Source organism: Bacillus sp. PS196 (genome assembly GCF_037963555.1).
In the GTDB taxonomy this organism is placed as follows: domain Bacteria; phylum Bacillota; class Bacilli; order Bacillales; family Bacillaceae; genus Bacillus; species Bacillus subtilis.
Map to the genome: position 1 here is coordinate 2,722,183 of NZ_CP150159.1, position 25,221 is coordinate 2,747,403.

Consider the following 25,221-nt stretch of genomic DNA (forward strand, 5'->3'; position numbering starts at 1 on the left):
AGAATCGAACTGCACATTCAGTTCTTAACTTTTTTCTTGATAGAAAGATGAAGCTCGTCAAGCTGGGCGTCGCTTACTTCGCCTGGCGCTTCTGTCATCAGGCAGCTTGCACTTGCCGTTTTCGGGAATGCAATCGTATCTCTCAGGTTCGTACGTCCAGCGAGAAGCATAACGAGACGGTCTAAGCCGAGTGCGATTCCGCCGTGCGGAGGAGCGCCGTATTCAAATGCTTCCAGCAGGAATCCGAACTGTTCAGCCGCTTCTTCTGGTGAGAAGCCGAGAAGCGCAAACATTTTTTCCTGAATATCCTTTTCGAAAATACGGATTGAACCGCCGCCAAGCTCATAGCCGTTTAAGACGAGGTCATAAGCTTGCGCTTTCATGTCTTCAGGCGCTGTTTCAATCAGCTCAAGGTCTTCTCGGACAGGCATTGTGAACGGATGGTGCGCTGCGTAAAAACGGCCTTCTTCCGGATCATGCTCTAATAGCGGCCAGTCGATGACCCATAAGAAATTGAACAATTTTTCGTCAATCAGTCCGCGTTCTTTCCCAAGCTTTAAGCGCAGGGCGCCGAGTGATGCGGCCACAACTTCGAATTGATCCGCTCCGAACAGCAGCAAATCACCTTCAGCAGCATCAAGTGCTTCAATCAGCTTAGACTGCTTTTCTTCATCAAAGAATTTAGCGATCGGGCCTTTCACTCCGTCTGCCTCAACCTTCACCCAGGCAAGCCCTTTTGCCCCGTAGTTTGCAGCAAAAGCGCCAAGAGCGTCGATGTCTTTTCTGGAGTAATCGCCGGCACCGCCTTTTACATTGATGGCTTTGACCACGCCGCCGTTTGCTACAGCTGATGAAAACACTTTAAATTCCGTATCCTTTACAATGTCAGACACATCCGTCAAAAGCATGTCAAAACGCGTATCCGGTTTATCAGACCCGTACTTGTTCATTGCTTCGTCATACGTCATTCGAGGAAGAGGAAGCTGAAGTTCCTCACCTTTTGTTTCACGCATAACCTTTGCCATCATCTCCTCAGCCAATGACATAATGTCTTCCTGGCTCATAAAGGACATTTCAATATCAATTTGCGTAAACTCAGGCTGACGGTCCGCACGCAAGTCTTCATCGCGGAAACAGCGGGCAATTTGATAATATCGTTCAATGCCTGATACCATCAGAAGCTGTTTAAATAGCTGCGGAGACTGCGGCAGCGCGTAGAACTCACCTTCGTGCACACGGCTCGGCACCAAGTAGTCACGTGCGCCTTCAGGCGTGCTTCCTGTTAAAATCGGCGTTTCAATATCAAGAAACCCATTTTCATCTAAAAAGCTGCGAACAGCTTTCGTCACGTTATGGCGCAGCTGCATCGTCTGGAACATAGCCGGTCTGCGCAAATCTAAGTAACGGTGTTTTAAACGAACGTCCTCTGACACTTCTTCAGCTTGATCAGAAATCGCAAATGGAGGTGTCTTTGCAGCATTTAATACGTTCACTCCATCAGCATGTATTTCGATCGCGCCTGTTTTCAAATTCGGATTAACTGTTCCCTCTTCACGCGCCACCACTTTTCCTTGAATATCAAGCACGTATTCATTTCTGATGCCTTCCGCAATAGCTAGCGCTTCTTTTGACACATCAGGGTTAAAAACGACTTGAACAATGCCCGTACGGTCACGCAAGTCAATAAAAATCAATCCGCCGAGGTCTCGTCTTTTTTGGACCCAGCCTTTCAGCGTTACAGATTCGCCAATTGCTTTTTCAGTTATATCACCGCAATAATATGTTCTTCCAAACAATGCGTTTCACTCCTTATCCCTTTTGGTTTGCCTTCATCACATGTATAAATTCATCAAGTGCCACTTCAATCTGTTCGCCCGTCTGTGCATCCTTTACATTGATTTTGTTTTGGGCAAGCTCATCTTCACCCAAAATCGCAATAAATCTGGCCTTTAAGCGATCAGCTGTTTTAAACTGGCCTTTCATTTTCTTATTTTCATAATCGATTTCACTGGAAATGCCTGCTTCTCTCAGTTTGTACACCAATGAAACAGAATAATCCTTTGCTTTTTCGCCGAGTGTGACGATATAGCAGTCGATTCCCTTATCAACAGGCAGCTCTCTTTTTTCAGCATCAATTGCGGCAAGCAAGCGTTCGATGCTCATCGCAAATCCGATGCCCGGTGCTTCAGGTCCGCCGATCTGTTCGACAAGCCCGTCGTAGCGTCCGCCGCCGGCAAGTGTCGTAATCGCGCCAAAGCCCTCCGCATTGCTCATAATTTCAAATGCGGTGTGGTTGTAATAATCCAGCCCTCTCACAAGGTTCGGATCGATTTCATACGAAATGCCAAGATCATTTAAGTATTGTTTCACTTTTTCAAAATAAGCGGCTGATTCTTCATTTAAATATGTCAAAATCGAAGGTGCCGATTTCATCAGCTCATGATCACGGTCTTTTTTGCAGTCCAAAATTCTAAGCGGGTTCGTGTGCAGCCGGGACTGGCAGTCTGAACAAAATTCTTCGATGCGAGGCTCGAAGTGTTTCACGAGCGCTTCTCTGTAGCTTTTGCGGCTATCTTGATCGCCGAGACTGTTTATGACAAGCTTAACGTTTTCTAAACCTGCTTTTTCATAAATACTCATCGCAAGCGCCATTACTTCAGCGTCGATTGCAGGGTCTTTCGAACCAATCGCTTCAATTCCAAACTGATAAAACTGGCGGTAACGGCCCGTCTGAGGACGTTCATAACGGAACATCGGCCCGACATAATAAAGCTTTGTCGGCTGTACAGGATTTGCGAACAGCTTGTTTTCATTAAAAGCGCGAACCGCAGCAGCTGTTCCCTCCGGACGAAGCGTCAGGCTTCTGCCTTTGCGGTCCTCGAAGGTATACATTTCTTTTTGTACGATATCCGTTGATTCTCCGACGCCTCTGGCAAACAGTTCTGTATGCTCAAAAATCGGTGTGCGGATTTCTTTATATTGATAAGTGCGGCAAGTGTCTCTCATAATTTGTTCAACAAACTGCCAGCGATCTGATTCTCCAGGCAGAATATCCTGTGTTCCTCTCGGAATGTTATATCCCATAGGTAGACCTCCTTATGTATTCCTTATAAAATATCCAATGATCGTTAATGATGAAAATGAAAAAAACTCCCGCCCCTACTATACATGATAGTAGGGACGAGAGTTATACCCGTGGTGCCACCCTAGTTGGAATACGTTCATATTCCCGCTCGATCCTTTAACGCAGGTTCACGTTCACTGCCTAATGGCGTTATTCACGCGTTCAGCAGGAAACCTCCGGAGTGTTGTTTCGAGAAAGACGCAATGGGATCCGCTTTCAGCCTGGGGCGGGTTCCTCTCTAATCATGCAATCTGACCTACTCTTCTCCATTATTGGTTCAAATCTTTCATCATTTGCTATGTACTCAATTTCTATTATAATAATGGGATTGGGGTTCTCTGTCAAGCTTTATTCCGGTTGTTTTTCCTCAGCGCTGCTTCTTTGGACATAAGACCAAATTCAGATGCTGTTTCCGTAAGATAACCAGTCGTATCGGGATCTGCGTGATCGCTGTAATGCAGATTCGCTTCACCGTCGTGAAATGCACGTCCCATTTTTGGATGATATTTCATGATTTGCACACCTTTTTGATTGTATTTACGCTTAGTATAAACAAATCATTTTATTTTTATTTAAAAATCAGAAAGGACTTTACGATATTAAACAAGAATGCTTTTTTAATGATCATCAGAAAGGAGGACACAATGAACAAGAAATACTTTGTCCTTATTGTATGTATTATTTTCACCGCAGCGCTATTCCCGACCTTTTCATCCGTTACAGCTGCTCAAGGAGAAGCGGTCATCGCAACAGATGAAATGAACGTCAGAAGCGGCCCTGGGCTTAGCTACGGCATTTCAGCGGAAGTAAAAAAGGGAGAACGCTATCCAATTTTAAAGGAAGATGGAGACTGGGTGCAGATACAGCTTGGTTCCGGAGAAAAGGGCTGGGTAGTCTCCTGGCTTATTACAAAGGAAGACCAGGCCAGCACAAGCTCCTCAGGAAGCAGTGACACTGTGACATCAACAGACCCCGATCTGCGGATGAGAAGCGGCCCGGGCACTTCCTACGAAGTCATCGGCAAATTCCCGCAAGGCAGCCAAGCATCTGTCATTGATAAAGATTCGGGCTGGATCAAGATATCCTATCACAGTGCCACCGGGTGGGTATCATCTGAATATGTCACATCAGGAGGCAGCAGTTCAGCGTCTGATGAGAGTGACCAAACCGAGGATTCCGGTGCGTCAACGACGGGCACAGTCGGTGTTTCTTCGCTAAATGTAAGAGCCTCCGCCTCACATGACGCGGCAATTATAACAAAACTTGATCGCGGAACGAAACTGACGGTTCTCAACGAGAAAAATGGCTGGGCTCACATTGAGGTGAACGGGCTAAAAGGCTGGGTTGCAAGCCATTACCTTTTGACTAGTTCTGTTCCAGCTGATGATTCAGCAAATGCCGGCAGTTCATCCTCCGCTAAAAAAGCCTATATCATGTACGGAGGAACGAATCTAAGAAGTGATGCGTCAACATCAGCTTCGATCGTTGAGCGCGCTGCCAAAGGAGATTCATACACCATTACCGGTTCAAAGGGAAGCTGGTATGAAATAAAGCTTGATAACGGGCAAACTGCTTATGTAGCCAATTGGGTGGTCCAAACGTCTAAAAGCGCAGAAGAAGCAGGTGAACCGCCAGTCTCTGATTCCCCGTCTGGAAACGGCTCTCTAAACAATAAAACGATTATTGTTGACCCGGGACATGGAGGAAAAGACAGCGGAACGATCGGGTATTCGGGGAAATTCGAGAAAAACCTGACGATCAAAACGGCAAAACTGCTCGCCAGCAAACTTAGATCGGCTGGAGCGGATGTATATGTGACACGCCAGGATGATACCTTTGTCAGCCTGCAGTCACGGGTCTCTACCTCTCACTACCGTAACGCTGACGCCTTTATCAGCATTCATTATGACAGCTATGCGGATACCTCTACAAGAGGCAGTACAGCATATTACTACAGTCCTGCCAAAGATCAGGAACTCGCATCAGATGTCCACTCAGAAGTGGTGAAGCGTTCTTCCATTCCAGACCGCGGCGTATTATTCGGAGATTATTATGTGCTCCGGGAAAACAGACAGCCCGCTATGCTGTACGAGCTGGGATATGTAAGCCATCCGCAGGAAGAAGCCATTGTACATAGCAATTCATACCAAGAAAAAGTAACAGATGGGATCGAAAGCGGATTAGAGAAATACTTCCAATAAAAAAAGCTGCCTTTTGGCAGCTTTTTTTATTTTGAATCCATAATGAGCGTGACCGGTCCGGAGTTTGTAAGCTGAACATCCATCATTGCTCCAAACGTTCCGGTCTCCACTTTGATTCCTTTTTCACGAAGCAGGTCATTCCATTTTTCATAAAGACCTAAAGCTTTATCAGGTTTGGCTGCGTTCATGTAGTTCGGCCGGCGCCCTTTTTTCGTATCTCCATAAAGCGTAAACTGTGAGACGGATAAAATCTCTCCTCCTATATCTACAAGAGACAGATTCATTTTTCCTTCACTGTCATCGAAAATACGGAGATTGACAACTTTATCGGCTAAATAAGCTGCATCATCTTCTGTATCATCGTGAGTGATGCCGACCAGCACCATAAGGCCTTGTCCAATTTGGCCGACGACCTCTTCGTCCACTGTAACGCTTGCTTCTGTTACTCGCTGAACAACTAATCTCATTTTCTAACCCCTTTAGTTCATGACGCGGCGCACAGAGTAGATATCTCTAATCTGTTTAATACGCTCGACGACTTTGTGCAAGTGATTGATATTCTGTATAAAAATCGCCATATGAATGGTTGCCACTTTATTGCGATCCGATTTGCCAGAGACAGATGAAATATTTGTTTTCGTTTCATTCACTGCCTGGAGCACCTCGTTCAGCAATCCGCGGCGGTCATACCCAAGAATCTCTATCTCAACATTGTATTCCTTGCGCTTTTGAACTTGTGACTCATGCTCCCACTCTACCGGGATCAGCCGCTCTTGGGCTTCATTCGTTTTGACATTCGGACAGTCTTCGCGATGGACCGAAACCCCTCTGCCTTTTGTGATAAAGCCGACAATATCATCACCTGGCACAGGATTGCAGCATTTTGATAAACGGACAAGGAGGTTGTCAATGCCCTTGACACGAACGCCAGCTTCCCGTTTTCTTCCTTGCGGGTATGGCTTAGGTTCCCCAGTGACTTCCTGAACGATCTTTTCCTGTTCTTCCTGGTCGCGCTGCTTTCTCTCTTTTTCTGTTAGGCGGTTCGCCACCTGCAGAGCTGTGATGCCGTTGTAACCGACCGCCGCGTACATATCCTCTTCATTTGAGAAATTAAATTTGTCAGCAACCTTTTGAATATTCTCTGGCGTTAAAACATCCTTCAATTCAAAATCCAAGTTTTTAATTTCTTTTTCGACCAGCTCACGGCCTTTTTCGACATTTTCTTCACGCCGCTGTTTCTTAAAGAATTGACGGATTTTATGCTTCGCTTGGGATGTTTGGGCAAGCTTCACCCAATCCTGGCTCGGACCGTAGGAATGCTTAGAGGTGAGAATTTCAACGATATCACCTGTCCGAAGCTTATGGTCAAGCGTAACCATTTTTCCGTTTACTTTGGCACCGATTGTTTTATTGCCGATTTCAGAGTGAATCCGGTAAGAAAAGTCAATCGGAACAGAACCGGACGGAAGCTCGATTACATCTCCTTTTGGCGTAAAGACATACACCATGTCAGAGAACAAATCAATTTTGAGCGATTCCATAAATTCTTCTGCATCTGTCGATTCATTTTGAAATTCTAAAATTTCACGGAACCAAGAAAGCTTTTTCTCAAAGGTTGCACCTTCATTGGCTGCTTTCCCTTCTTTATAAGCCCAGTGAGCCGCAACCCCGTATTCCGCTATTTCATGCATTTCAAAGGTGCGGATCTGCACTTCAAGCGGATCGCCTTTAGGCCCAATAACCGTTGTATGAAGCGATTGATACATATTCGGCTTCGGCATTGCGATATAATCTTTGAATCTGCCTGGCATCGGTTTCCAGCATGTGTGAATGATGCCAAGCACCGCGTAGCAGTCCTTTATGCTATTCACAAGAATACGGACAGCCAGCAAATCGTAAATTTCATTGAATTGCTTATTTTGCAGCACCATTTTTCGATAAATGCTGTAAATATGTTTCGGGCGTCCCGAGAAGTCAGCCTTGATATTTACTTCTTCGACACGTTTCTTCACTTCATTGACAACCTCATCGACATAAAGCTCTCGTTCTGCACGTTTCTTCTTCATGAGGTTGACAATTCTGTAATATTGCTGAGGGTTCAAATAACGGAGCGCCGTATCTTCCAATTCCCACTTAATTTTTGAAATCCCGAGACGATGCGCCAAAGGAGCAAAAATTTCCAGCGTTTCATTGGAGATTCTCCGCTGTTTTTCCTGAGGCAGATGTTTCAGTGTCCGCATATTGTGAAGACGATCCGCCAGCTTGATCAATATGACCCTGATATCTTGAGCCATAGCGACAAACATTTTGCGATGATTTTCCGCCTGCTGTTCCTCTTGAGATTTATATTTAATTTTGCCGAGTTTCGTTACGCCGTCTACAAGCATTGCCACTTCTTCGGAAAATGCTTCTTTCAGGTCATCGAGCGTCACATCTGTATCTTCCACGACATCGTGCAAAAATCCGCCCGCGATTGTGGAAGGGTCCATTTCAAGATCAACGAGTATCCCCGCAACCTGAATCGGATGAATAATATATGGCTCGCCCGATTTGCGGTATTGCTCGCGATGAGCATCTTCAGCGTACAGATATGCTTTTTCGACAAATGCGATATGCTCATCAGATAGATAGCTGCGCGCTTTATCTATAACTTGCTCGGCAGTCAATACTTGTTCGTTCGCCATGGAATCACCTTTTTTAAAATGTAAACTGTATTGTAGTTTATTATCAAGAAAAAAACGAAAGATGTAAAGAGCAGAAGTTCAAATAGCCAAATATTATATAAAATAAATGCAAAACAATAGGAAAAAAGCACCCTGACATGGAGTGCTTTTTCGTTATGCGGTTATCCTTAGTATTTCATCAATGTTAAGATGTCGTAATCTTCGAGCTTATTTCTGCCGTCAAGGTAAGAAAGCTCGATTAAGAAAGCGATACCAGCAACAACGCCGCCAAGTTCTTCAACAAGTTTGATTGTCGCTTCAATTGTGCCGCCTGTCGCAAGCAGGTCATCTGTAATAAGCACACGCTGACCAGGCTTAATCGCATCTTTGTGGATCGTTAATACGTCTTTTCCGTATTCCAAGCCATAATCCACTTTGATTACTTCACGAGGCAACTTGCCTTCTTTGCGGACCGGCGCAAAACCTACGCCAAGCGCGTAAGCAACGGGACAGCCGATAATAAAGCCGCGCGCTTCAGGGCCAACGACCAAATCAATTTGCTTTTCTTTCGCATATTCAACAATTTGATCTGTGGCATAGCGGTATACATCGCCTTTATCCATCAGTGTCGTAATATCTTTAAATTGCACGCCCTCTTTCGGGTAATCCGGTACAATTGTTACGTATTGTTTTAAATCCATCTGTTTTATGTCCTCCTCGTACTTTCATAAGCCTCTGAATCTTGTTTCATCAGCTTATTCAGCCATTCCTTCAGCTCTTCAGCAGAAGAATAATTCAGCTTTTGATCCAGTTCCATCAGCTGCTGTTTCGCCTGATATGTTTGTGAGTCTGTTAAGTCGCGTTTCTTTGCTCCGCTCACAACAGACAGCACACCATTCTCTATTTTAACAAAACCGAGATCAAAAAACACCTTTGTCATGAAATTGATTGTTTCAACGGACCAGCCTTTATGTTTTGCAAGCTCTGAACCGTGTTTTTTCACGTCAAAAGCGCCTCTTTTCAGCAAGAACGCATAATACCATTTAAAGTGGTCTCTTGCGGGAAAAGTTGATAAAAAGTGGTCCTCATGATTGAGAAAAATAAAATATATCCGCTCGGGCGCCTTTCCTTCCAGCAAACGTGCGAGCATGTCCAGCGAAGGCGGCGGATCCAGTAATACAATATATGCACCATCGAGGTCAAACGCCTTTGCTTGATCTTTAGAACTGATGACGTGCACTTCTCGGCGAAGGTCTTCAGTTTGAAGTAATGTTGTTGAGTCTTCTTTGAAAGAGACAATGGCCCGTTTAGAAGATGGAAGGGCGGAAACTGTGTCTTCCCACGTCCGTTTTCCCCTTAAATCAAACAGCTGCCATTCAGAAACAGCGGCATCCTTTATCATAAGCTGCGGCTTTTTTCGATTGTTCCATTCGTTGATTGACATCTCACCGACAATAGAAATTCTTGAACCCGGTACGATGCCTTCTTCAAGCTCGCCTTTATTAAAACCGACGCAATCAAGCTGGGACGACTCGTTTCTGATCGTCATTTTGACATGAGTTTTATTTGCCCCTATCTTGCGGACATCTTCCAGTACTGCATTTTCTACGAGAACGTGCGGTTTCGGGTTCAGCATGCCAAAAGGAGACAGCATGTTCATTTCTGCGATGCTTTCAACTGTAATGTCTTCGACGCCGCAGACAAGGTCGACTTCCTGTACGGGAATAAAATCCTCTTCCGTAAGCGTATTGTCCGCTATTTCATTCAGCCTGCTTCGCAAATCCGGCACATCTTCGGCTTTCAGCGTCATCCCCGCAGCCATTGGATGGCCGCCGAAATGAGGAAGAATATCTCTGCATTCAGAAAGGCTCTCAAATAAATTAAATCCTCTGATGCTTCGGGCCGAACCCTTAGCGATTCCCTTTTCTTCATCAATACCAAGAACAATGGCCGGTCGGTAGAAACGGTCCACAAGCTTTGAAGCCACAATCCCGACGACTCCCGGGTTCCATCCGGCTTTGGCCACGACAATTGCAGTTTGATCGAGCCCTTGCTGTTCAACCATTTCAATCGCTTCATCCGTCATTTTGCTGACCATTTTTTGGCGCTCTTTGTTCAGCTGGTCAATTTCTGCGGCAAGCTCTTCCGCTTCAAACGAATCCTCTGACATAAGCAAATGAACAGCGGGATCCGCCTGTTCGATTCTTCCGACGGCATTCAGCCTTGGTGCGAGCTGAAATCCGACTGTTTCTTCGTTCGCTTCTCCGATGTCTCCGCCTGACAGCTTAATCAGCTCTTTTAAGCCGAGCCGATTTGTCCGTCGAAGCCTTTCAAGTCCTAGTGTTGCAATTAATCTGTTTTCGTCATGCAGTGGGACTAGATCGGCAATGGTGCCGATAGCCGCCAGGTCAAGCAGTTCATCAGGAAGTTCACCCAATAAAGCGTGGGCAAGCTTAAACGCGACTCCAACCCCGGCAAGCTCTTTAAACGGGTAAGTGCAGCCAGGCTGCTTCGGGTGGACGATCGCATGGACATCCGGAAGCTCCGGTCCCGGTTCATGATGATCGGTAATGATGACATCCAGTCCGAGTTCCTTTGCCACCTTCGCTTCATGCACAGCGGCAATTCCTGTATCAACCGTAATGATCAAAGAGAAGCCCCGTTCTTTAATCGAACGAAACGCCTGTTCATTAGGTCCATATCCTTCTTTAAAACGGTCAGGTATATAAAAATCAACTTGAGCCGACAGTTTTTGCAGCGTGTGAAGCATCACTGACGTACTTGTAACCCCATCGGCGTCATAATCGCCATATATCATAATCTTTTCTTGTTGTGAAATCGCCTGTTTTATTCGATATGCCGCTTCTTTCATGCCTTTCATTTCAAAAGGATCATAAAAATCGGCATCCTTTGTATGTAAAAACAGCCTAGCGCTTTCTGCCGTATCAAAGCCTCTTTTTACAAGCAGGGACGCAACAAGAGGTGTTATATGCAATTGTTCTGTGAGTGATTTGACCTTATCCTGATCTGGTCGCTGGATTTCCCATCGCATTTTTGACGCTAACATAAATTCACCCCTCAACCACCCTATTATACTAGAGCAGGCTGAGGGGTTTCAAATAATATTCGAAAACTAGTCTTTTTTCTCAATCATGGCTGATGCATCCTGTGTGTCAGTCTGATCAGCAAGATGAGTATCCTCTTGTTTATGTATTGCTGTTCTATTTTCTTTCCGCAAGGTTTTTATTTCCCGCTTCAATTTCATTACCTGAAAAATGCCGACAGAAAATACGATCAGCGCTCCCATTAAAACTGAGCCCAAAATAACAAGAATGAGCGGCCATTCTGATCTTCCAAACAGGTAATCAACTTCTACGGATCGAACATTAATGACTGCGAAAATAGCGACAATTAAGGTGAAAATAAGTGCGAAAATAATGGTCCATTGTTTATTCATTCTCTTTTCCCCCAAACTTCTTATTGAGGTAACTTTCCCCATCAAGACTGGTTTTAAACATGGCTTAACACTAGGTTAAGCTCCCTTTGCTGTTAATTTTTCCCGGATCAGCCTCTTCAGTCCGGTTCCCTCACCGGAAATCACAAGTGTATCGCCTTCGTCAATGACTGTTTCAGAGCTCGGATTCAGTTGTTTATCCTGATTCTTTTTAACAATTGCAATGACCGTCACATGATATTCCTGACCCACATTCAAATCACCAATCGTCTGATGAATGGCAGGCGCTCCCGCCTCTGCTTTACACCACTCTATAATCAAATCATCAAGGGCTGACTCGACCTGTTCTAATGCTTTCGGTTTATATGCCATTCCGCCAAGAATTGCAGACATTTGCCTTGCTTCAGCGTCATCAAACTGCACGGAGGCAACACATTCCTCATGGTCGTTTTCGTCAAAATAGTAAAGCTCTCTCCGTCCGTCATGATGAATGATAATTGAAATTTTATCACGGTTTCTAGTAATCATTTCAACTTTTTGTCCTATGCCCGGCAGCTCTGATTCGCGAACCCTCATATATAAACCCTCCTACATATCTGAAAACCAGCCATAAACACTTTTAACACCATATATATGTTTAAATGTAAGCGTATGTCATTATAGCAAATGTCTATTTTAAGTTCAATGAAACTTCAAAAAACAGGCTGCCCTGCAGAGGACAGCCTGCTATTTTTTATTGCGCCGAATCTTTTTTCAGTTCTCTTCCTTTCCATGCAAGCCAAATTTGTGCGGCAATGTATAGAGAAGAATAAACGCCTGTTAACAGCCCGACCAATAAAGCAATTGAGAAGTTAGTAATAGAAGATGCTCCAAAGATCAGCAATGTCACAACAACAATCACAACGGTTAATACAGTGTTAATTGAACGTGTAAAGGTTTGCTGAAGGCTCAGGTTTACAATATGGTTCAGATCGGCAAATGTTTTCGGCTTACGCTTTTTCATATGCTCGCGGACCCTGTCAAATGTAACGATTGTATCGTTAATGGAATACCCGATTATCGTCAAGATGGCCGCGATGAACGTAACATCTACCTCAAGCCTTGTAATACTGAAGAACGTGACGATAAAGAATGCGTCATATAACAATGAGGCGATGGCAGCAATCGCCATTTTGTATTCGAATCGGATTGAAACGTAAATAATGATGCCAATAGAAGCTATAGCAACTGCGTACAGCGCATTTCTTGCCAGCTCCTTACCGACTGTCGGTGAAACTGTGCTGACATTTGGCTCAGACCCGTATTTGTCTTTAAAATACGTTTTTACTTTTGCTATGGTTTCTTTATCTGGCACCCCGACAAAACGGGCAACACCGATATTGCTCTTTTCGCCTGACAGAACGACAGTATCAGGGTCCATACCAAGAGATTCAAAGTCCTTTTCAACTTGCTCTGTCGTCAGCTTATGGTCGCTTTGCACTTCAATCCGTGCACCGCTTGCAAAGTCAATGCCAAGATTCAGCCTGAACACAAGCAGGATAATAATCCCGGCAACCGTGACCGCACTGGAGAAAATAAAGAAGTATTTGCGTTTGCTCGTGAAATCCCATTTTTGGAATGGCGTATGCGGCTCTGTATTTTCATCCGTATCCTGAATATCCATGATATGTTTCTTATTGACACCAAACCAGCCTTTTTTCCGATCAAGCCATCTGCTTTCCACAAGGAGAGCGAGGAGAAATCTCGATAAGAAAACGGCAGTGATAAAGCTTGTCAAAATCGATAGGATCAGCATTGTCGCAAACCCTTTAACAGAGCTTGTCCCAAAGATAAAGAGCACAACCGCTGCAATAATGGTTGTAATATTCGCGTCAAAAATCGTCGCAAATGACCGTCTGTTTCCTGAACGGAAGGCAGAGCGGACTGACTTTCCTAGCTTGAGCTCTTCTTTAATCCGCTCATAGGTAATAATGTTGGCGTCAACAGCCATCCCGACACCTAAAATGAGAGCGGCAATTCCCGGAAGCGTGAGTACGGCATTCATCCAGTCAAAGATCTGGAGTGTAATGTAGATATAAACAGATAGCGTAATCACCGCGATTAATCCCGGCAGACGGTAATAGAAAAGCATAAATAAGAAAATAATTGCAATACCGACAATACCGGCAAACACCGTATCATGGAGAGCCTGCTGGCCGAATTGTGCGCCTACTGATGTCGAATACTTTTCAGTCAGTTTCACAGGAAGTGCGCCTGCGTTTAAAATGCTGGCTAAATCTTTCGCTTCTTGAGCTGTGAAATGACCTTCAATTTTTACATCAGTTGTATTTAGTTCCTGACTTACATTTGGAGCGGATACAAATTTAGGATGCTCTTTTTGAACTTCTTTCTTAAAGGAATCACCTTTATCATAATCCAGCCAAATGACAAGCTGGTTGTTTGGCGCCATTTTCATGACCTTCTTGGTCACTTCACCAAATTTATCAGCGTCTTTCAGCTTAATCGTGACAATTGGCTCATTTGTTGTGCTATCATAAGTTTGTTTAGCGCCGTTTTCGACTAAATCAGCACCGTTTAACAGTTCCTTATCATTTGCATCTCTGAAAGAAAGCTGCGCTTCAGTCGCCAAAATTTCACGCGCTCTGTTTTGGTTTGTCACGCCAGCGAGCTGAACGCGAATCCGGTTATTCCCTTCAATTTGGATGTTCGGTTCGCTGACCCCGAGAACATTGGCCCGGCGGTTCAATGCCTCTACTGTGCTGACCAGAACGTCTTTTGTGATTTTGTCACCTTTTTTTACAGGCTGTACATCATACAGCACCTCAAATCCGCCTTGCAAATCCAATCCTAACGTAATATTGTTAGCGGCAGGCTTCGTAAAGTAGCCCAAGCCCGTGCCGATCAATAGAACGAAAAGGAAAAACGCAATCAAGCGTCCTTTTTTCATTATGTATATCCTCCCTTAAACCTATGCGAATCAACCTGCTATCTCAGCAGTTCTTCCAATGCTTCCTGGCCCTCTTCACTGCCCAGCCAATTAGACGTTTTAAATGACTCAACGGTTGCATAGTTCATAAATTCGCCAATTTTCACTGATAAAATATCACTCGCCAGTTCATAAATGTTCAGTTCCGTTTTCTTTTTCCACTTCTTATCTGTTAAGTATGACCACAAACTTTCGAGTTCAACATCATCATACCCGAGAATCTTAAACTCTTCCAGTTTGCTGTAAAGAAACGGCCTGACGTGGTCTTTATATAGATCGGCTGGATGCTTCTCCACGAATTCCACGCTCCTTTTTTATTGTTTTTCAAGAAGACTTGTCATGCTTGGACGACATATACGCATATCTTTATTGTATATGATTCCAGGTAGTTTGAGAAGGCAGGGGGTAAAAATGGCGAAACAGACGTTTTTAAAAGGCACTCTTATCCTTATCGCAGCAGGAATGGTTACAAGAATGCTCGGGTTTGTCAACCGGGTGGTTATCGCCCGTTTTATCGGTGAAGAAGGAGTCGGGCTTTACATGATGGCAGCGCCTACCTTCTTCTTGGCCACTACATTAACTCAATTCGGTCTGCCGGTCGCGATCAGCAAGCTAGTCGCTGAAGCCAGTGCGCGGGGAGATCATCAAAAAACGAAAAATATTTTAGTCATGTCTCTGACCATTACGGGAGTGCTCAGCCTCATCTTTACACCGCTGTTTCTGTTTTTCGCCCCGGTTATGGCTGAAACGATGCTGACAGATAAGCGAACACTGTATCCGCTCTTGGCCATTACGCCGGTTGTGCCGATTATTGCTATATCGAGTGTGCTGAGGGGATACTTTCAAGGAAAACAGAATATGAACCCGCTTGCTATGTCACAAGTCCTTGAACAGGTCGTCCGCATTTCACTCGTGGCTGTCTGCACAACGATTTTTCTCCCTTACGGAATTGAATATGCTGCAGCGGGGGCAATGCTATCCTCAGTGGCAGGGGAGCTGGCATCACTTCTTTATTTATTCGTTTGCTTTAAGTATAAAAAGACAATTAAAATCAGAAAGCATTTTTTCCAGTCAATTAAAAACGGAAAACAAACCTTTACCCAATTAATGAGCGTGTCCCTTCCAACAACCGGGAGCCGCTTTATCGGAAACCTCTCTTGGTTTTTCGAGCCAATCGTCGTCGCTCAAAGCCTTGCCATCGCCGGTGTGGCAACAGTTGCCGCAACAAAGCAATACGGGGAACTGACCGGCTTTGCCATGACGCTGCTGACTCTGCCCAGCTTTATTACATATTCTTTGTCGACCGCGCTTGTTCCTGCGATCAGTGAAGGAATGGAGCAGAAAAAATTGCAGGTGGTGGAATACCGCTTGGAACAGGCGATGCGTCTCTGTCTGCTCAGCGGAGGCATTTCAGTTGTTATTTTATTTGTATTTGCGGATGAGCTGATGAGAGTGATGTACGGTTCTTCAGGCGCAGCTGTATTTATAAAAGTGATGGCCCCGTTTTTTCTGCTTTATTATTTTCAAGGCCCGCTTCAAGCTGTGCTGCAGGCGCTTAATTTGGCAGGAGCTGCGATGATGAACAGCTTAATCGGAGCGCTAGTCAAAACAGGCCTTATTTTTGTCCTTGCCACAAGGCCTTCTCTTGGCATTATGGGCGCGGCATTAGCCATTGTGACAGGCATGGTGCTCGTTACGCTATTGCACGCAGCAACCGTAAGCAAAGTGCTGCCGATCAGCATCAAAATCAAGGAGTACGCGCTCAGCTTCGCTGTTATTGTAATTTGCGGATTCATCAGCTCCGCCATCAAACATTATATAAGCTTTGGAGCATCTGAGGCTGTCAATCTAGCCGGATGGATTGCGGCGAGCGCCGCCGTTTATATGATCCTCCTGCTCGTTTTCCGTTTAATTAAAAAAGATGAGCTTCGCCGCATTCCCATTATCGGACGGTTGATCATCCGATAATGATCACGTGCGGTGCCCATCTTTTTCATCAATATATATTTCTCCGTCTGTAAACGAGCAAAATGAAATATCTGAAGGGTTGGTGTATCCGTGTTTTTGCAAATTTTCAAGCAGCCATTTTTTATCTTTACTGATTCTGGAGAGGTTTTCTGTTTGAATGAAGCCGTCTATAATGAGCGGCATTTCGAGCTGCCGATGCTCTCCGCTATTTTCTTTCTTTACAATAGTCAGTTTGCCCGACGGCTCTAAAATGGCAAATGATACGTCAGCTACTCTGTCGACGCTATTTTCTCTGAGCTGAACCATTAAATCATCAAAATTATAACGCTGTGATTTCATGGCTTCTTCGTCAATTTTTCCATATTTGATAATTATGGTCGGCTTACCGTCAAGAAGCTGGCGGACTTTTCGGTTTTTTAAAGAAAAGTATGCCAAAGTCACTTGAATGATCATTAATACAAGCATTGGCAAAATGGTATGAAATAGATGATCGTCTACGTTTTCTATGGCTAAAACGGCAATTTCAGCCATCATGATAAAAACAACTAGATCTAAAATACTAAGCTCTCCGATCTCCCGTTTGCCCATGAAACGAAAAATGACCAATATCACAAAATACAATACGACTGTGCGAAACGCAATAGTGAGAAGCTCTTCCATTATGCACCTCCAACTCATTATAGGTTGCAACAAAATGATCAATTTATGTAAGAAAAACCGATTGCATTTCACAAAGCTTTTACGTCTAATTCATGGGATAAGGGAATACATTTTTACAAAGACGAGCCATCAGCATGTCTGACGGTTTTGAACAAAAAGAACAGAAGCCTTTTAATACAGGCAGAGAGGAGACAATCATGGAGGAAACGAAACAAGTTGGAAAAGGCATTCTTTACGGCTTAATCGCCATATTTTCAGCCATGCTCCTGACAAGTTTGGCGGTTTCACTTTTATTGACCGCAACCTCGCTGGAAGAATCATCATTTAACTGGCTGATCACCGCTATCTCATTTCTCTCTTTATTTATTGGCGGATTCATTTCAGGCGGGAAAGGCAAGGAAAGAGGCTGGATGATTGGCGCATTGACCGCCTTAAGTTTTTCTCTGATTATCTTATTGTTTCAGTATTTAGGATTCGGAAAGACATTTACAGCAGAACAGCTGATCTTCCATCTGGGATTTTTAGGGGTGTGCATGCTGGGCGGGATTTTCGGCGTGAACATGAGGGGAAACAGGTCTTCCACATAAAAAAGAGCGGGCTCACTTGCCCGCTCTTTTTTGTTTGCTATGTATAGCTCCTGCTGTTATTCAGCAGCAGAAACTTCTCTGATCGCGCGGCGGTCGAACGTAAGACGTGTGTTATCACCAGTCTTAATTACGACTTTGCTTTCGTCGATAGAGTCAACAGTACCGTGCAATCCCCCGATTGTCACTACTGAATCGCCTTTTTTCAGTTCCTCTTGCATTTGGCGTACAGCCTTTTGCTGCTTTTGCTGAGGACGAATCAGCAAGAAGTAAAGGACCGCAAACATTAAAATAATAGGAACCAATGTACCTAAAGTGCCAGTCATCATTTTCACCCCTTTCTGTAAGCCTGTTATGTTTATTTAGAAGCTTTTCGCATTTGGCTTGTTATAGCCGTAACGCTCAAAGAACTCTTCTCTGAAATCACCCAGACGATCCTCGCGAATAGCCTGTCTTACCTGCTCCATTAAGTGTAACAGAAAATGAAGGTTATGGTAAGTTGTTAATCGAAGGCCGAATGTTTCATTACAGCGAATCAAGTGCCTAATGTACGCGCGAGTGTAGTTTTTACATGTATAGCAATCACACTCTTCATCAATCGGACGGAAGTCTCTTTCAAATTTCGCATTTTTCATATTGAGTCGTCCTTCAGCAGTAAACACTGTGCCGTTTCTTGCAATCCGTGTAGGCAGCACACAGTCAAACATATCGACCCCGCGGATCGCTCCGTCGATCAGTGCGTCCGGAGAACCTACTCCCATCAGATATCTCGGTTTATCCTTCGGCAAGAGCGGTGTTGTGAATTCGAGTACACGGTTCATGACATCCTTCGGTTCACCTACAGACAATCCGCCTATAGCATATCCCGGAAAATCAAGCGAAATCAAGTCCTTCGCACTTTGTGTCCGCAGATCTTCATATTCTCCGCCTTGTACAATACCAAACAGCCCTTGTTCATCCTGACGATTGTGGGCATTCAGGCAGCGTTCCGCCCAACGGCTTGTCCGTTCAACTGACCTCTTCATGTAGTCGTACTCCGCCGGGTATGGCGGGCATTCGTCAAACGCCATCATAATATCAGAGCCGAGTGCGTTTTGGATCTCCATCGCTTTTTCCGGAGATAAAAACAGCTTGTCTCCATTTAGATGATTGCGGAAATGGACACCCTCTTCCTCTATATTACGAAACTTGCTTAAAGAAAAGACCTGAAAACCGCCTGAATCTGTTAAAATTGCGCGGTCCCAGTTCATAAATTTATGGAGCCCGCCCGCTTCTTTGACAATGTCTTGGCCCGGACGAAGCCATAGATGATAAGTGTTGCTCAAAATGATGCCTGCATCCATTGCTTTCAGCTCTTCAGGCGACATTGTTTTGACTGTCGCCAGTGTGCCGACCGGCATAAAAACCGGCGTTTCGAAGGAGCCGTGAGGCGTATGCACTTTGCCCAGCCGCGCTCCTGTTTGTTTGCATTCTTTTATAAATTCATAGCGTATTGGTTGTTCAGCCACTTTTGATGAGGCCTCCTGTTCTCAAATTATATAATCAGCATCGCGTCTCCGAAGCTGAAGAAACGGTATTCCTCTTCCACTGCATGGTTATAGGCACGCAGAATGTTTTCTCTTCCAGCAAGCGCGCTGACCAGCATAATCAATGACGATTTCGGCAAATGGAAGTTTGTAATCATTCCGTCAATGGCTTTAAATTCATAGCCCGGATAAATAAAAATAGATGTCCAGCCGCTTGATGCTTTAAATTGCCCGTCATGTTCCCCGGCAATCGTCTCAAGCGTGCGTGTCGAGGTCGTGCCGACAGAAATGATCCGACCGCCATTTTCTCTTACTTTGTTTAAGGCTGCAGCCGTTTCTTCTGACATTTGATAAAACTCTGCATGCATATTATGCTCTTCCACTTCATCGGCACTCACAGGGCGAAACGTTCCAAGGCCTACGTGCAGTGTGATGAACTCAATTTGCACGCCTTTGTCTTTCAGCTGCTGTAAGATTTCTTCCGTGAAGTGAAGGCCAGCTGTAGGCGCAGCAGCAGAGCCGATTTCTTTTGAATACACTGTCTGGTAGCGCTCTTTGTCATCAAGCTGTTCTTTGATATATGGAGGGAGCGGCATCTCTCCAAGGGATTCAAGCACCTCGTAGAAAATACCGTCATATTGAAATTCCATCTTTCTGCCGCCGTGCTCAAGCTCTTCCGTGCAGATTGCCTTCAATCTTCCGTCTCCAAATGTGACAACAGTTCCTTTTTTCACCCGTTTCGCCGGTTTGGCAAGTGTTTCCCATTTATCACCGGTTTCCTGTTTCAGCAAAAGAAGTTCCACTTTCGCGCCGGTATCCTCTTTTGTGCCGAATAACCGCGCAGGCAGTACCCGGGTATTGTTCAGGACTAGACAATCGCCTTCGTTAAAGAAGCTGATAATGTGTTTAAACGAGCTGTCAGTAAGCTCTCCTGTATGTTTATCGAGCACCATCAGCCTTGAAGCATCACGCTGCTCCAACGGTACTTGTGCAATTAAACGTTCTGGTAGTTCAAAATCAAATAAATCGACTTTCATGATGATTTCACCTTTATTCTAGTCTTTTGTTATTTCATTCTGCCAAAAAGATTAAGCAAAATTGATAATACCACACTTATAATAATACAAGTGACAACCGGGAAGAAAAACGTGACATTTCCTTTTTTTACAAAAATATCTCCCGGCATCTTGCCGACAAAATGCAAAACTGCTCCGATAATAAGCAAAACAGCACCAAGAATCATGATGATCTTAGGAAATTCAGTCATATCGGGGAGCCTCCATTTGGAAATGATGATAAACGGCCGGTGTCACGATCCTTCCACGCGGCGTTCTTTGTATAAATCCAATTTGCAGCAGATATGGTTCATATACGTCTTCAATCGTATGCGATTCCTCCCCGATGGTAGCTGAAATCGTATCAAGGCCTACTGGGCCGCCGTTGAATTTTTCGATCATGCCCATCAGCAGCTTATGATCAATATGATCCAAACCGAGGCGGTCAACCTGAAGCCGCTCCAGCGCATTCTGAGAAATGTCTTCCGTAATCCTGCTGTCACCCAGCACTTGGGCGAAATCGCGCACCCTTCTCAGCAGGCGGTTCGCCACGCGGGGCGTCCCTCTCGATCTTCTTGCAATTTCAAGAGCCGACGGTTTATCAATCTCAACCTCGAATACATCAGCGGTTCTTGTGACAATATCCGCCAGTTCTTCTTGTGTATAGTACTCAAGGCGAGACATGACGCCGAATCTGTCTCTTAAAGGAGCCGTCAAAAGCCCCACCCTCGTCGTGGCTCCCACCAGCGTAAAAGGCGGAAGGTCGAGCCGAACCGAGCGGGCAGATGGGCCTTTGCCAATCACAATGTCCAGGCAAAAGTCTTCCATTGCAGGATAAAGCACCTCTTCGATCGATCTGTGCAGCCTATGTATTTCATCAATAAATAATACATCTCCCGGTTCCAGCGCCGTTAATATAGCAGCCAAATCACCAGGCCTTTCAATCGCAGGCCCTGAGGTCGTCCGCAATTCCACTCCCATTTCATTAGCAACAATCGAAGCAAGCGTTGTTTTTCCGAGTCCGGGCGGCCCGTACAGAAGAACATGATCCAGCGTCTCCTGTCTCATTTTCGCCGCATCTATAAACACGCGCAAATTTTCTTTTACCTTATGCTGCCCGATATACTGTGCCAGATTTTGCGGCCTCAGGCTTTGCTCTATCACTGATTCATGGTTGTCTGCTTCACTTGAGACGAGCCGTTCATCCATGAACATCACCTTACTTTAATAGTTTTTGTAATGCTTTTTTCACATATTGGTCTGTTGTCAGCCCAATTTCTTCTTTAAGGTGAGGAAGCACCTTTTTGATTTCTTTTTCAGCATATCCGAGAACCCTGAGGGCTTCAAGTGCTTCTTCAAGAGCCGTTTCCGCTGTTTGCTTTTCAAGCCTTTCTTCATGATTAAACAGATTTTCAATCATTTCAGGCACAACATCTGCCAGCTTTCCTTTTAAATCTAGAATAATCTGGCGTGCGGTTTTCTTTCCTACTCCAGGAAACTTGACCAAAAAAGCTTCATCTTCATTTTCAATTGCTTGGATGACCGCTCCGGGATCACCCGAGCCCAAGATGGCAAGTGCTCCTTTCGGGCCAATTCCGGTCACGTTTAACAGCTTTGTAAAGAGCGCCTTCTCCTCTCTTGTTGAAAAACCGTAAAGCGAAAAAGCATCCTCTCTGATATGATGGTATGTAAAAATCGTTTCCTGGCTTCTCTCCTTATATATAAACGGATTCGGCGTGAAAATCTGATAGCCGATGCCGCCGTTCTCTATGACAATATATTGGGGAGATACATAATCAATCGTCCCTTTAACAAATTCAATCACGCAAATTCACCTCTTTGACTGTTCTTCATTGTACCATAAAAACAGCCAAAGTCTTATAGAAAAGTTAACATATGTTCGCTTCTCTCTCATTCTTTCACGAAAAAAAAGACATGAATACATGTCTTCAATCAGCGGACGTTACCCGCTGTATGTCTTCATATGTTCGATGACATCCTCAAACTCCGCTTTTGTCCGAAATGGAATGCCTTTCAGCAGATTTTTTTGCATATGGCTTTCCAGCCTTTCTAAATCAATTTGAAAAAAAGACTGAATTGGTTCGGAAGCTGGCTCAGGCCGCCCATGAAAAGTAGAAATCACTCCATTATCCGATACACCGATATACCCGTTGACCTTGCTGAGCGGAGAAATATCGTCCATTTGCTTCCGGAAGAGCACATATCCCTTTTTTTGTTCCACAAGCGTCCATCCGGCATAAGCTGCCCAAAAATCATCCATAGAAAACACTTTTTCATGCTTATGCTCAATGCTGACATCGCCGTCCAAATACACCTTTTCAAGCTGCACATGCACCTGCAGCGGCTCATAGTGCTCCACTTCCGCGCCAAGTGCGCGGGAAGGAGCTCCTATTAAAAATACTGCCGCTGAGCAAAGAATGCCCAGCAAAAGATACGCCGTGCTGAATCGTTTCACCCTCTACACCTCTTTGCACACGTTTATGATTAGTTTGACCAAAGAGGCTACTGCTTAACCGTTTTATCAAAATTTGTCTGCACATTTTCCCTGACAAACCGTTCCTCCGTATACACATCTGTGCTTTGCTCAGAAATTGTCAAGAATCGCGTCAGAAAGGCACTGAAAAAATACAATGCCGCAAAGATCCAAATCACGCCGCCTGCACCGAGCGGCCCAATGAAAAGACTCACGATGCCCGGCGCGATAAACGCACATAAACCAGATCCCAAATTCAACACTGACATGGCAGCACCTTTATTATCAGGTGCAAGCGTCGGCAAAAGCGCGCTTAATGGAACGTACCCTGCTAAAGCCGCGCCGTAGCAGCAGGCGATAATCATGAGCACCCAATACTGATGCCCGATCAGCTGAGGCGTGTAATACAGCGCCAGCGTAAAAATACCGCATCCGACACCGCCAAACCACATGACCGTATTGCGCCAGCCAAGTTTATCTCCGACTGCACCGAAAATGATATTAAACACAATATTCACAAAAAACAGCGTCCCCCATATTTGCAGCCATTCCGAAACCGAATACCCGTATCGTGCTAAATAAGTAGGAAGAAAGATGGCAAATCCAAATTGTCCTATCGCATTAATCGTCTTGACCACTCCGCCGATGCCTACCTTAGGGTTTTCAAACATAATCGTAAATGCCTTCGACAGTTCTTTCCATTTCGGCTGATCTTGTTTTTGTATCGGAGTAAATTTATCTTTGTTAAAAAATAAGGCAAGAATTCCGCCTGCCGCCACAAACAGTAAAGCGCTCCAAAGCGTATTGATTTCTCCAAAGGCCGGAACTGCATAGCTGGAATAGAACGGGCCCAGCACGTTAAGGCCGCACGTAAACATAAACCAAAACCAGCCGACGGCTTTGCCGAGAATATTTTGAGAGGTGCTGTATGACACCCATACGAGAAAAGAGTATGCAAACAGCGGATATCCCAAGCCTCTAAGAGCATAGCTGCCCAAGAGAGCCGGATAATACATATGAGGAATCGCCCAGCCGATAAAAGCGGCCGAACCGAGGATAAATGCAAGCAATCCGACAGTCATCGTTTTTCTCGGCCCCCAAGTTTGGACAAACGTTCCTGAAAGCCAAGCTGAGATGGTGACAGCAATGCCGTACATGGTAAATAACGATGCGGATTGCTGCATACTGAGACCATGATCAACGAGAAAAGGAGACAGCCAGCCTTGTTCGAGGCCGTCTCCAACCATAAAGATGACAACGCCAATATAACCCCAAACCATGTGAGAAGGAATTCCGATTTTGTTCAAAACATTTCCTTTAGCATGTACTGTATTCATTTTCTCCACCGCCTACTTAAAGTATCAATGGAGTATATACCCAAGCTTGCTGAATTGTAATCCTGTTAGATTAAAAAGCGATTTTTTCAGTGTGCTCAATGCTGACAGGCATGCCAAAAGCAAGCGATTGCTGTGCTGCTCTGGCGATCCTTCCGGCCTGTAAACCGTCATTGCCGGTGCAGGGAGTCTCCTGGTTTGTGCCGATCGCTTCTGCAAAACGGAGAATCTCCTCCTCATATGAATCCTTATAGCGTTCAAGGAAAAAGAAATGCGGTTTATCCTTCATCACAAAATCAGCTGTTGACACCTCAACCGTTGTCGGCCTGCTATTGTCAGCCGCTGCAGAGCCTTTCGTCCCGAAAACCTCAACCCGCTGGTCATATCCGTACACAGCTTGGCGGCTGTTATCAATCACAGCCATGGCACCGTTTTCAAAAGTCAGTGTAATAACAGCTGTATCAATATCACCCAGCTCCGCAAAAGAAGGATTCACCAAAGCCGCCCCTTTGGCATACACTTCCGTCACTTCACTTCCCATAATATATCTGGCCATATCAAAATCATGGATCGACATATCCATAAACAATCCGCCTGACGTACGGACATAATCTATATTCGGGGGTTCTGGGTCCCGGGACGTGATTTTTAATAAATGAGGTGTACCAATTTCACCATTTTCAACAATCGTTTTGATTTTCTTAAAATGAGGATCAAAGCGGCGGTTAAATCCGACTTGAAGTGTTACACCGTGTTTCCGGACAGCCGCAAGCGCTTCACTCGTTTCGTCCAGAGAGAAACTAACGGGCTTCTCACAAAATATATGCTTTTTCGCCTCGGCTGCTTCTTTGATCATCTGTGCATGTACGGCTGTAGGAGAGCAAATAAAAATAGCATCAATATCAGGATCATGTAATAAATCACGATAATCAGAGGTTATGTATTCAATCTGATGACTGTCGGCCCAGCTTTTTATACGGCTTGCCTGAATGTCAGAGACTGCTTTTATTTTCATGTGAGGAATCCGGCTTATATTTTGAACATGAAGTTTGCCGATGCGGCCTGCACCGATAATCCCTGTCACAATCTGTTTTGTCATAGCTTCTTCCCCCTTGATCATTCACGAAAGCGCTTTATTTAAAATTAATACTATCCCATTTGTAAGCGCTTTT

24 protein-coding genes and 1 other annotated feature are annotated in these 25,221 nt (G+C 44.8%); of the genes, 3 read left to right on the forward strand and 21 right to left on the reverse strand.

Annotated elements, in window-relative coordinates:
• Nucleotides 1-17: 17 nt before the first annotated feature.
• The 3 genes from aspS to NST79_RS14275 form a co-directional block, all read right to left on the reverse strand.
• Entirely contained in the window at nt 18-1,796 is a 1,779-nt protein-coding gene (gene aspS, locus NST79_RS14265; RefSeq protein WP_003229758.1) for an aspartate--tRNA ligase, read from the reverse strand.
• Nucleotides 1,797-1,809: 13 nt separating this feature from the next.
• A complete protein-coding gene (gene hisS, locus NST79_RS14270) occupies nt 1,810-3,084 on the reverse strand; it encodes a histidine--tRNA ligase (RefSeq protein ID WP_003229755.1) in 1,275 nt (424 codons plus the stop codon).
• A gap of 89 nt (nt 3,085-3,173) precedes the next feature.
• Nucleotides 3,174-3,406 (reverse strand) — a binding site (T-box leader).
• Nucleotides 3,407-3,465: 59 nt separating this feature from the next.
• Nucleotides 3,466-3,636 (reverse strand): YrzK family protein, encoded by a 171-nt coding sequence (locus tag NST79_RS14275; RefSeq protein WP_004399157.1) that lies wholly within the window; start codon nt 3,634-3,636, stop codon nt 3,466-3,468.
• Nucleotides 3,637-3,768: 132 nt separating this feature from the next.
• On the opposite strand from NST79_RS14275, the gene NST79_RS14280 reads away from it, so the two are divergent.
• A complete protein-coding gene (locus tag NST79_RS14280) occupies nt 3,769-5,325 on the forward strand; it encodes an SH3 domain-containing protein (RefSeq protein ID WP_161476826.1) in 1,557 nt (518 codons plus the stop codon).
• A gap of 26 nt (nt 5,326-5,351) precedes the next feature.
• On the opposite strand, the gene dtd is transcribed toward NST79_RS14280, so the two are convergent.
• The 8 genes from dtd to comN all read right to left on the reverse strand — a co-directional run bounded on the left by dtd (nt 5,352) and on the right by comN (nt 14,724).
• Nucleotides 5,352-5,792, reverse strand: coding sequence for a D-aminoacyl-tRNA deacylase (gene dtd, locus NST79_RS14285; protein WP_004398689.1), 441 nt, complete (start codon nt 5,790-5,792; stop codon nt 5,352-5,354).
• A gap of 12 nt (nt 5,793-5,804) precedes the next feature.
• Nucleotides 5,805-8,009 (reverse strand): GTP diphosphokinase, encoded by a 2,205-nt coding sequence (relA, locus tag NST79_RS14290; RefSeq protein ID WP_003229747.1) that lies wholly within the window; start codon nt 8,007-8,009, stop codon nt 5,805-5,807.
• 167 nt (nt 8,010-8,176) lie between these two features.
• Nucleotides 8,177-8,689 (reverse strand): adenine phosphoribosyltransferase, encoded by a 513-nt coding sequence (locus NST79_RS14295; protein WP_003229745.1) that lies wholly within the window; start codon nt 8,687-8,689, stop codon nt 8,177-8,179.
• A gap of 5 nt (nt 8,690-8,694) precedes the next feature.
• Nucleotides 8,695-11,055, reverse strand: a complete 2,361-nt coding sequence (gene recJ, locus NST79_RS14300) for a single-stranded-DNA-specific exonuclease RecJ (protein ID WP_212058945.1) — start codon at nt 11,053-11,055, stop codon at nt 8,695-8,697.
• A 66-nt stretch (nt 11,056-11,121) separates the two neighbouring features.
• Nucleotides 11,122-11,445: a lipopolysaccharide assembly LapA domain-containing protein gene (locus NST79_RS14305; protein WP_003229740.1), complete on the reverse strand. Its 324-nt coding sequence runs from the start codon at nt 11,443-11,445 to the stop codon at nt 11,122-11,124.
• 75 nt (nt 11,446-11,520) lie between these two features.
• Entirely contained in the window at nt 11,521-12,018 is a 498-nt protein-coding gene (locus NST79_RS14310) for a cation:proton antiporter regulatory subunit (RefSeq protein ID WP_003229739.1), read from the reverse strand.
• Between the two features lie 157 nt (nt 12,019-12,175).
• Nucleotides 12,176-14,389, reverse strand: a complete 2,214-nt coding sequence (gene secDF / locus NST79_RS14315; RefSeq protein ID WP_015251564.1) for a protein translocase subunit SecDF — start codon at nt 14,387-14,389, stop codon at nt 12,176-12,178.
• Nucleotides 14,390-14,427: 38 nt separating this feature from the next.
• The gene (comN, locus tag NST79_RS14320; RefSeq protein WP_003229735.1) at nt 14,428-14,724 is read right to left on the reverse strand and encodes a post-transcriptional regulator ComN; all 297 of its coding nucleotides are present in this window, start codon (nt 14,722-14,724) and stop codon (nt 14,428-14,430) included.
• 115 nt (nt 14,725-14,839) lie between these two features.
• Between comN and spoVB the strand changes: the two genes are divergently transcribed.
• Nucleotides 14,840-16,396: a stage V sporulation protein B gene (gene spoVB / locus NST79_RS14325; protein WP_130572640.1), complete on the forward strand. Its 1,557-nt coding sequence runs from the start codon at nt 14,840-14,842 to the stop codon at nt 16,394-16,396.
• 3 nt (nt 16,397-16,399) lie between these two features.
• Here spoVB and NST79_RS14330 read toward each other — a convergent pair whose 3' ends face one another.
• The gene (locus tag NST79_RS14330) at nt 16,400-17,056 is read right to left on the reverse strand and encodes a DUF421 domain-containing protein (protein WP_080529623.1); all 657 of its coding nucleotides are present in this window, start codon (nt 17,054-17,056) and stop codon (nt 16,400-16,402) included.
• A 197-nt stretch (nt 17,057-17,253) separates the two neighbouring features.
• Here NST79_RS14330 and NST79_RS14335 point away from each other — a divergent pair, with 197 nt between their 5' ends.
• Nucleotides 17,254-17,643, forward strand: coding sequence for a TIGR04086 family membrane protein (locus tag NST79_RS14335; protein ID WP_004398667.1), 390 nt, complete (start codon nt 17,254-17,256; stop codon nt 17,641-17,643).
• 56 nt (nt 17,644-17,699) lie between these two features.
• On the opposite strand, the gene yajC is transcribed toward NST79_RS14335, so the two are convergent.
• From yajC to iolG, 9 genes are all read right to left on the reverse strand, one after another.
• Nucleotides 17,700-17,966 (reverse strand): preprotein translocase subunit YajC, encoded by a 267-nt coding sequence (gene yajC, locus NST79_RS14340; protein ID WP_004398708.1) that lies wholly within the window; start codon nt 17,964-17,966, stop codon nt 17,700-17,702.
• A gap of 36 nt (nt 17,967-18,002) precedes the next feature.
• Complete coding sequence (tgt, locus tag NST79_RS14345; protein WP_003229725.1) at nt 18,003-19,148, reverse strand: tRNA guanosine(34) transglycosylase Tgt; 1,146 nt, start codon at nt 19,146-19,148, stop codon at nt 18,003-18,005.
• Nucleotides 19,149-19,174: 26 nt separating this feature from the next.
• Nucleotides 19,175-20,203 (reverse strand): tRNA preQ1(34) S-adenosylmethionine ribosyltransferase-isomerase QueA, encoded by a 1,029-nt coding sequence (gene queA, locus NST79_RS14350; protein ID WP_003229723.1) that lies wholly within the window; start codon nt 20,201-20,203, stop codon nt 19,175-19,177.
• Between the two features lie 29 nt (nt 20,204-20,232).
• On the reverse strand, nt 20,233-20,433 hold the full coding sequence (locus tag NST79_RS14355; protein ID WP_003222669.1) for a DUF2905 domain-containing protein: 201 nt from the start codon (nt 20,431-20,433) through the stop codon (nt 20,233-20,235).
• Nucleotides 20,426-21,430: a Holliday junction branch migration DNA helicase RuvB gene (gene ruvB / locus NST79_RS14360; protein WP_003229718.1), complete on the reverse strand. Its 1,005-nt coding sequence runs from the start codon at nt 21,428-21,430 to the stop codon at nt 20,426-20,428. The genes NST79_RS14355 and ruvB overlap by 8 nt, the downstream gene beginning before the upstream one ends.
• Nucleotides 21,431-21,440: 10 nt before the next feature.
• Nucleotides 21,441-22,046, reverse strand: a complete 606-nt coding sequence (gene ruvA / locus NST79_RS14365; RefSeq protein WP_003229717.1) for a Holliday junction branch migration protein RuvA — start codon at nt 22,044-22,046, stop codon at nt 21,441-21,443.
• Nucleotides 22,047-22,184: 138 nt separating this feature from the next.
• Nucleotides 22,185-22,697, reverse strand: a complete 513-nt coding sequence (gene bofC / locus NST79_RS14370) for a sporulation cell-cell signaling protein BofC (protein WP_003229715.1) — start codon at nt 22,695-22,697, stop codon at nt 22,185-22,187.
• A gap of 47 nt (nt 22,698-22,744) precedes the next feature.
• Nucleotides 22,745-24,052 (reverse strand): MFS transporter, encoded by a 1,308-nt coding sequence (locus tag NST79_RS14375; protein ID WP_003246197.1) that lies wholly within the window; start codon nt 24,050-24,052, stop codon nt 22,745-22,747.
• 70 nt (nt 24,053-24,122) lie between these two features.
• Nucleotides 24,123-25,148, reverse strand: a complete 1,026-nt coding sequence (gene iolG, locus NST79_RS14380; RefSeq protein WP_032726305.1) for an inositol 2-dehydrogenase — start codon at nt 25,146-25,148, stop codon at nt 24,123-24,125.
• Nucleotides 25,149-25,221: the final 73 nt, after the last annotated feature.